9 protein-coding genes and 2 tRNA genes are annotated in these 7888 nt (G+C 37.9%); 10 read left to right on the plus strand and 1 reads right to left on the minus strand.

The annotated features are described in order from the left end of the window. Window positions 1-14: 14 nt before the first annotated feature. The 7 genes from PVV64_RS09510 to PVV64_RS09540 all read left to right on the plus strand — a co-directional run bounded on the left by PVV64_RS09510 (window position 15) and on the right by PVV64_RS09540 (window position 6364). On the plus strand, window positions 15-242 hold the full coding sequence (locus PVV64_RS09510) for a hypothetical protein (protein ID WP_273760780.1): 228 nt from the start codon (window positions 15-17) through the stop codon (window positions 240-242). Between the two features lie 9 nt (window positions 243-251). Continuing rightward, window positions 252-710 (plus strand): hypothetical protein, encoded by a 459-nt coding sequence (locus tag PVV64_RS09515; protein ID WP_273760773.1) that lies wholly within the window; start codon window positions 252-254, stop codon window positions 708-710. 283 nt (window positions 711-993) lie between these two features. After that, a complete protein-coding gene (gene tig / locus PVV64_RS09520; protein WP_273760775.1) occupies window positions 994-2421 on the plus strand; it encodes a trigger factor in 1428 nt (475 codons plus the stop codon). A gap of 128 nt (window positions 2422-2549) precedes the next feature. Further along, the gene (gene gatB / locus PVV64_RS09525; RefSeq protein ID WP_273760776.1) at window positions 2550-4049 is read left to right on the plus strand and encodes an Asp-tRNA(Asn)/Glu-tRNA(Gln) amidotransferase subunit GatB; all 1500 of its coding nucleotides are present in this window, start codon (window positions 2550-2552) and stop codon (window positions 4047-4049) included. A gap of 142 nt (window positions 4050-4191) precedes the next feature. Then, entirely contained in the window at window positions 4192-4590 is a 399-nt protein-coding gene (locus PVV64_RS09530; protein ID WP_273760777.1) for an NADH:ubiquinone oxidoreductase subunit NDUFA12, read from the plus strand. Between the two features lie 79 nt (window positions 4591-4669). Beyond that, window positions 4670-5095, plus strand: coding sequence for a DUF2155 domain-containing protein (locus PVV64_RS09535; RefSeq protein WP_273760781.1), 426 nt, complete (start codon window positions 4670-4672; stop codon window positions 5093-5095). Window positions 5096-5623: 528 nt separating this feature from the next. Beyond that, window positions 5624-6364, plus strand: a complete 741-nt coding sequence (locus PVV64_RS09540; protein ID WP_273760778.1) for a rhomboid family intramembrane serine protease — start codon at window positions 5624-5626, stop codon at window positions 6362-6364. Here PVV64_RS09540 and PVV64_RS09545 read toward each other — a convergent pair. Then, window positions 6354-7184 carry an RNA methyltransferase gene (locus PVV64_RS09545; RefSeq protein ID WP_273760779.1) on the minus strand — a complete coding sequence of 277 codons (831 nt, stop codon included), beginning with the start codon at window positions 7182-7184 and terminating at the stop codon, window positions 6354-6356. The two genes, PVV64_RS09540 and PVV64_RS09545, sit on opposite strands and share 11 nt — an antisense overlap. A gap of 207 nt (window positions 7185-7391) precedes the next feature. On the opposite strand from PVV64_RS09545, the gene PVV64_RS09550 reads away from it, so the two are divergent. From PVV64_RS09550 to PVV64_RS09560, 3 genes are all read left to right on the plus strand, one after another. Further along, window positions 7392-7475: transfer RNA gene (locus tag PVV64_RS09550), tRNA-Tyr, on the plus strand. Window positions 7476-7506: 31 nt separating this feature from the next. Then, a tRNA-Gly gene (locus tag PVV64_RS09555) sits at window positions 7507-7580 on the plus strand. 181 nt (window positions 7581-7761) lie between these two features. Further along, on the plus strand, window positions 7762-7888 hold a 127-nt coding region (locus PVV64_RS09560), incomplete at its 3' end, for a GTP-binding protein (RefSeq protein WP_234924853.1).

Raw genomic sequence — 7888 nt, forward strand, 5'->3', positions numbered from 1 at the left:
GGGAGCGCAGGTATGTGGTTGGAAAGATGTCCAAGAAAACAAATAACACAAAACAACTGACAGAAACGGAACAACAGCTCCTTCATGAGATGATAGAGACGTACCAAGGCATAAAGATGATGTCACGCTTTATGAAGTGGATTGCCCTTATTGTCTTCATGTTTGTAATCGATTTAGCTCGTTTTATGGAGGCGCTAGAAAATAGTCTCTCACACGTGAAAAAATGGCTCACGAAGAGTTAGAGAAGATTTATGTTTGATATTCCTAATAGAATTAGATTTTTAAAAACTCATCATAATGGTGATACAAGCTTAGCACAGGATAGCCTCTTAACATCAGGAACGAATCTTCAATGGCAAGAAATTTTAAATGATCTTCTTCTAGGCAGTTATCATTATAGTAGAAAAAAGAAAGCCCAAAATCATGATATTAGTTTTCAGAAGGATGTTATTGATTTTTCAGATGATGATGCGGTTGCACAGCGTATTTCTTTGATCAATTACTATTTGTCTTCTTGCTTACTTAAGGATGATTTTGATGATTGCTACATCACGAAATACTGTAGTTGTGGTAATTTTGATGATTTTTATTTCTTTGTAAAAGCAGATGATACTAGTTTTCCTCTTCATTTAGGAAAAGAGAAATATCGTAAGATTTTTTATTCTAAAGTTCTCATAAAAAATACCTCGAAAAGAAGTGCTGATTCGTAATTGCAATATATAGATGATGATGTTATTTGATAGCGCTGTGGATTCTATATGCTAGGTGGTTTAAAAGGTGGTTTTATTTTTTAATAATTTTATTAACTTATTGAAAAATAGTAAGGAATTATTATTAAATGGCTCTCTCCATCCGCACCAAAGGGATTTTTGAGCACAAGGGATACCTGTGTGTCTGGAATTCCGCTTTATGGTAATTTAACACTCAAGTGTTAGAATGTGGTTGTATCAGAGTGGGTTTATCCCTCTCCTTAAGAAGAATAAAGGTTGTTGAATGCAGGTTACCGAGACGCTTAATGAAGGACTGAAGCGCGAAATTAAGATCGTGGTTCCGGCGAGAGATTTAGAAGAAAAATTAAATGAACGGTTGGATCATACCAAGGGTAAGATCAAGCTTAATGGTTTTCGTCCCGGTAAGGTACCTGCTGGATACTTACGGAAGATGTATGGTAAGTCTTTTATGGCGGAAATTCTCAATGAGATTGTGAGTGATGTGCCTCGTTCTATTTTAGCTGATCGTGGTGAACGTTCGGCGATGCAGCCACAAATTGATATAGATGAAGACGAAAAAATTCTCGATGGTACAGCTGATTTTGTTTTTAGTTTAAAATATGAAGTTTTGCCAAAGTTTGAAATTAAGGACTTTGCACATATTGAAATTACTCGTGAAATTGCAGCTATTCCTGAACAAGAGATTGATGATCAAGTAAAACGTGTTCTTTCTTCTACACGGAATTATTCGCCAAAAGATGGTATTGCTGAAGAAGGTGATCGTGTTACAATAGATTATGTTGGTAAGCTCGAGGGCGTTCCATTTGAAGGTGGAGCAGGTAATGATGCACAATTGATTCTGGGGGCAATGCAATTTATTCCTGGTTTTGAAGAACAATTGGTTGGTGTAAAAGCAAGCGATACGAAAACAATTTCTGTGAAATTTCCTGAAAACTACAGTGCGGTGCATCTAGCTGGTAAGGAAGCGGAATTTGATGTCACCGTTAAAGCAGTTTCTCAAGCGGATGAGTTGAAAATTGATGATGAAGCAGCACAAAAGGTTGGTTTGGAATCTTTAGAGCGTCTGCGTGAAGTTGTTCGTGGGCAGATTGAAAGTCAATACGGTTCAATGACACGTCAAAAAATTAAGCGTCAGATTCTTGATGCTTTAGATGCTGATTATGATTTTGCGATTCCTGAAGGACTTTTAGAAATTGAATTTAATAATATATGGGCTCAAGTTAATGACGATTTAAAAAAGGCTGGACGCAGTTTCGAAGATGAAGGTGTTACAGAAGAGAAAGCAAGGGAGGAATATCGTGCGCTTGCACAGCGTCGTGTTCGTCTTGGTTTGGTGCTTTCTGAAATTGGTATGAATGTTGGTGTTAATGTAAGTGAAGATGAATTAAAAGCGGCAGTTTTTGACCAAGTTCGTCAGTATCCTGGACAAGAAAAAGAAATTATGGATTTTTTCCGTAATACTCCGGAAGCTGTTGCAAATCTACGCGCCCCAATTTTTGAAGAAAAAGTCATTGATCATTTGCTGGCAAGGATAAAAGTCATAGATAAAGAAGTAACAGTTGAAGAGCTGATGAAGGAATATGACGAGTTAGATTTAACCGAAAAAAAGCCGACAAAGAAAAAAACTACGGCAAAAGAAAAAGCTGCAGAGAAAGCTCCAGCCAAGAAAAAGGCACCTAAAAAGAGCTAATATTTTACGAACAGAACAAGCCCGATAAGATCGGGCTTTTTTATAAGATTTCTATTCTAGACTTGCACTTGATATGGTTTTAGATTAGCCATCAGGTATATTTGGAAAAAATTGATAGTGGATGAGCAATGAGCATCGTTGATACGCGCACCCCTGATTCGAAACGTTTTATTTCTGGAGTTACGGGTAATTGGGAAGTTATCATTGGCATGGAGGTTCATGCGCAAATTATTTCAGATTCAAAACTTTTTTCAGGAGCATCAACCAAATTTGGTGCAGAGCCAAACAATCATGTATCACTTATTGATGCTGCTATGCCTGGTATGTTGCCTGTTCTCAATCAGGAATGTGTTCGTCAAGCCGTTCGAACAGGTTTGGGATTAAGGGCGCATATTAATTTGAAATCTGTTTTTGATCGTAAAAATTACTTTTATCCAGATTTACCACAAGGATATCAAATTTCTCAATTTCGTTATCCGATTGTAGGTGAGGGGAAGATTGTCATATCTGTTGGCCCAGATTCGCATGGTCAGTTTGAAGATGTTGAGATTGGGATTGAACGCTTGCACCTTGAACAAGATGCAGGAAAGTCGATGCATGATCAGCATCCAACGATGTCTTTTGTAGATCTTAACCGTGCTGGTGTTGCTCTTATGGAGATTGTCTCTAAACCAGATATGCGCTCAGCTGATGAGGCCAAGGCCTATATGACAAAATTGCGCACGATTGTTCGTTATTTAGGAACGTGTGATGGTAATATGGATGAAGGGTCTATGCGTGCAGATGTTAATGTATCTGTTCGTCGTCCTGGTGAAAATTTTGGGACGCGCTGTGAAATCAAGAATGTGAATTCTATTCGCTTTATTGGCCAAGCGATTGAGTATGAAGCACGTCGTCAAATTGCTATTTTAGAAGATGGTGGTGTCATAGATCAAGAAACGCGACTTTTTGATGCAACGAAAGGTGAGACGCGATCTATGCGTTCAAAGGAAGAAGCGCATGACTATCGTTATTTTCCTGATCCTGATCTTTTGCCGTTAGAATTTGATCAAGACTTTGTGGATTCTTTGGCAGCCGAGTTGCCTGAATTGCCTGATGACATAAAAGCACGTTTTGTCAAGGAGATGGGATTAACAGCATATGACGCTTCTATTCTTGTTGCAGAAAAGGCTATTGCTGATTATTTTGAAAAAGTAGTTCATGGGCGTGATGGAAAAACCGTTGCAAATTGGGTGATTAATGATCTTTTGGGCGCCTTAAATAAACATAATCGTGTGATTGATGAGACACCAATATCACCAGATCAACTGGGAGGCATTATTGATCTTATTAAAGAAGGAATGATTTCTGGAAAAATTGCTAAAGATCTCTTTGAAATTATTTGGCATGAAGGTGGAGATCCGCGTCAGATTGTGGAAGAACGCAATATGAAGCAGGTAACAGATACAAAGGCTATAGAAAAAGCTGTAGATGAAATTATTGCTAATAATGCTGATAAGGTTGTGCAAGCAAAACAAAAACCTGCCTTAGCTGGTTGGTTTGTTGGACAAGTTATGAAAACAACTGGTGGAAAGGCAAATCCTCAAACTGTTAATGAGTTGATTAAAATGAAACTTGGCATAGATTAGGTTTTATGAGGCTAGAAGAGACCCTTTAAATGTGGTATTTTGACAGTTAAGGACGTGCATTCACCTATTGAATGGGGTTATCTTGTAATTTTAAGCGTCATGATAAGCTAATCCCATAAATATATTAAAAATGGACGAGAAGATGGCTATTTTTTTGAAGCAAATCTTTACATGGTGGAATGGCAATACCATAAATACACGCTTTTTTACATGGTGCAAAGGCAAGCGGATAGGGGAAGATCAGTTTGGAAATGTTTATTATGAGGGAGGAATGCATAAAGATGGTTATCCGCGCCGTTGGGTCATTTATAAAGATTATTCTGAAGCGTCTACCATTCCACCAGGGTGGCATGGTTGGATCCATCATCGTTGTGAGTATCCACCCACACAGGAGAATTACCGCCCATATGAGTGGGAGAGGTCTCATGTTGCTAATATGACAGGGACAAGTGAAGCTTATCGTCCAAAGGGCGCTATTCCTTACAGTGGTGAGCATCCATGTGTGTATGAAGATTATGATGCGTGGTCGCCTAAAAAATAAAATGTTTTGGTGCGTATGTATTTTTCTTATTTGCACTATTTTATGAAGAGAATTTTTGAGATGTGATTGATTTGATGTGATGAGATTTTTTTTACGATTGGGATTGAGGCGTTCTTTTTTTTGTTTTTTCATGGGTCTTGTTGTGATCTTTTCCACGATTTGTCAAGTACAGGCAGAACGTGTGAGCAATGGTGTTGCTGTTTTTGCTGGTCTTGATAAAATTACTGGACAGACAGTACGTTTTGAAGTTTCTCTTGGTGAAGTTTATCAATACGGTGCTTTACAAGTAACACCGCGGGCGTGTTATACAAGCTCCAAAGACGAGCCTACTCGTACAACTGGTTTTGTTGAGGTTAATGAGATCACCTTAGATAAAAAGGTACGGCGTATTTTTACGGGATGGATGTTTGCAGATAGTCCAGGCTTGAATGCTGTCGAGCACCCTATCTATGATGTCTGGTTGAAAGATTGTAAACAGAGTTCCCAAAATCTGTCCATTCAATGATCTTTTGTATATATGATATATTGAAGAGCTTATTTGTTTTATAATCTTATTTGAGCAATTAAATGTAATTTTAAAGACGAGAATAGTTAGATTCTCAAAGATGGGGGATGTGTTTAAAAGGCAGACTACCTATTTTGTAACTATGACAGTTTTTTGTAAAATGTGCCTTGTCAAATAGTTAAACTATAAAGCATTATTTTTCTTCACAGAAAACATACATGAATGTATGGGATTTTCTATGGAAATAGAGCCTTTTTATTTTGATTGAATCATATGTTAAACAGATAAATAATAAAAATGATTTCCATTTAGGTTAAGCATAGTACAGAGATTTTTAGGATAATATTTTCAATATTCATTTTTTCAAAATATCTTGTAAAAGAGACAAGCATTTTTATACAGCAATATCGCGAGGTTAGGTGCAGTAGAAAACTAAAGTTATCTTTAAAACGACTTTATGATCAAAATGAATACATTTATCTTGTACAAAGGATGATCAATTTACCAGAGAGTATGAGCTTTTATACAATGAGAGATAGTAATCAGCAATATAACAATATATCATTTTTTCCAAAACAGCCGAAAGAACCATTATTGAATGTCCCATTTATTATAGTTGTTTTGATTGCATTTTGTTTTTGTATCTACGTTGTTCCTCAGTATTTTTTTTCTCGCTCACTCTATATTGAAAGCCTTGAGTTTTTTGCATTTACACCAGTGTTCTTTAAGGCTGAACCGTTAGCATTTTGTCATACGATGATGAGTTATTCATTCATGCATGGTAGTTTTCAACATCTTGCGATGAATATGACTTGGCTTTTGGTTTTTGGCACTCCTTTAGTAAGGCATTTGGGTGGTTTACGTTTTTTAATATTTTGGATATTAACAGCGATTATAGCCGTATTGACTTATTTTGTATTTCACCAAGAGAGTGAGATATCGCTGGTCGGTGCATCGGGTGCAGTGTGTGGAATGATGGGGGCTTTTGCACGTTACGATTTTTTTCGAAACTCTTTGAGAGGTAGTGTGCAGAATGAAAGATTTTTAAGCCCTTTATTATCTATAAAAAAAGCTTTGTGTTCAAAAAGGGTAGTTATTTTTATAAGTATATGGTTAAGTGTTGATTTGATTATAGGCATTTCTTCTATTCTATTTGAAGAAGATGGTGTTCAAATTGCATGGGAAGCGCATGTTGGCGGTTTTTTTTCAGGTTTTTTGTTGATTGGTTTTTTTGATACTTCGTGGAAAAGATTGAAAACTACGATCTAAGGTATTTATGAGCTGCATAAAGCGCTATTGTTGCAGCGTTTGAAACATTCAATGATTTAATATTCCCAGGCATATCAAGGCGTGTTAACGCGCAGACAGTCTCACGTGTTTTTTTGCGCAAACCTTTTCCCTCTGCACCTAAAATAAGAGCAATTTTTTTTCCAGTTAAGGCAGTTTCGAGAGGATGATCACCTTCAGAATCAAGACCAAAGCTAGTAAATCCTGCATGATGGAGTTCTTGAATCGTTTCAGCGAGATTTCGTACGGTGATATAATGAATAAGCTCTAAAGCACCAGATGCGGCTTTAGCAAGCACGCCACTTTCTTGAGGTGAGTGGCGATAAGTCGTGATAAGTGCACCAGCTTTAAAGGCAACTGCAGAGCGCATAATAGCTCCGACATTATGGGGATCGGTAATTTGATCCATAACAATAACAAGATCGGTGTTTGTTAATTCAGACAAACGGCATGGTTGGAGGGGCATAGTTTCTAAAACAACGCCTTGATGGACTGCATCACTTCCCACGAGGGCATCGAGTTGTTTGGGAGGGCATAATGTAACAGGACAAGGCAAGTGTGATTCGGGGATATTTAATCGTTTTAAGGCGTTAGCTGTAGCATAGAGAGAACAAAAAATTCTTTTTGGGTTTTTTAAAGCGGACTGAACAGCATGGATACCATAAAGACGAATTATTCCTAGTTGCAAGGGAGCTGCTTCTCTTTTGGGGCGTGGGGTAGATCGAGAAGAAAAGCCCTTTGCATCACGATATTGGCGACGCAAACGAGCATAATGGGAATTTTTCGATATTTTTTGTTTCATAACTTCCTTATAGCGTTTTAGGAGGAAAAATAGATAGATAAAAACTGTAATTTTTAAAATTATTAGCAGGAAATTTGTATAGAATTGTATTTATTCTGTTGACAGAGACGCTCGTAATCGTCATAACCGCCCCACAACCAGTTTGAATTGAATGGTGTCAAATTTGGGTTGTCGTGATGCCTTATCGCGCAACTTTGTTGATGGAATGGAGGGGTGCCCGAGTGGTTAAAGGGGGCGGACTGTAAATCCGTTGCGTATGCTACGTTGGTTCGAATCCAACCCCCTCCACCATTCATCGAAGGAGAGTTAGTACATAGGTTATGCGGGTATAGCTCAATGGTAGAGCAGCAGCCTTCCAAGCTGAATACGCGGGTTCGATTCCCGCTACCCGCTCCATAGAGGTGCTAAAGATTGGGCTTAAAGTATGATGGAAAGATCCTCCCATCATAGGTGGGTTGGATTATTTGTTCCAAGAGTTGTAATGGTTGGGCTGAGATGGTAATCCGGTTTACTTCACTTCTATAGGACTGTTTTTAGGTGCAGTAGAACAAGAGAACAGAACAAGAGATTAAGAGCGATGGCAAAGAGCAAATTTGAACGCACGAAACCGCATGTTAATATAGGAACGATTGGTCACGTTGATCATGGGAAGACTTCGTTGACAGCAGCGATTACGAAATATTTTGGTGAATTTAAAGCCTATG

Source organism: Bartonella sp. ML70XJBT.G (genome assembly GCF_028618575.1).
GTDB lineage: Bacteria > Pseudomonadota > Alphaproteobacteria > Rhizobiales > Rhizobiaceae > Bartonella.

What these genes read in the sequence shown, in the direction of transcription:
- PVV64_RS09535 (WP_273760781.1), top strand. Translation starts at nt 4,670, where the DNA reads ATGAGATTTTTTTTACGATTGGGATTGAGGCGTTCTTTTTTTTGTTTT.
- PVV64_RS09515 (WP_273760773.1), top strand. Translation starts at nt 252, where the DNA reads ATGTTTGATATTCCTAATAGAATTAGATTTTTAAAAACTCATCATAAT.
- PVV64_RS09545 (WP_273760779.1), bottom strand. Translation starts at nt 7,184, where the DNA reads ATGAAACAAAAAATATCGAAAAATTCCCATTATGCTCGTTTGCGTCGC.
- PVV64_RS09530 (WP_273760777.1), top strand. Translation starts at nt 4,192, where the DNA reads ATGGCTATTTTTTTGAAGCAAATCTTTACATGGTGGAATGGCAATACC.
- PVV64_RS09540 (WP_273760778.1), top strand. Translation starts at nt 5,624, where the DNA reads ATGAGAGATAGTAATCAGCAATATAACAATATATCATTTTTTCCAAAA.
- gatB (WP_273760776.1), top strand. Translation starts at nt 2,550, where the DNA reads ATGAGCATCGTTGATACGCGCACCCCTGATTCGAAACGTTTTATTTCT.
- tig (WP_273760775.1), top strand. Translation starts at nt 994, where the DNA reads ATGCAGGTTACCGAGACGCTTAATGAAGGACTGAAGCGCGAAATTAAG.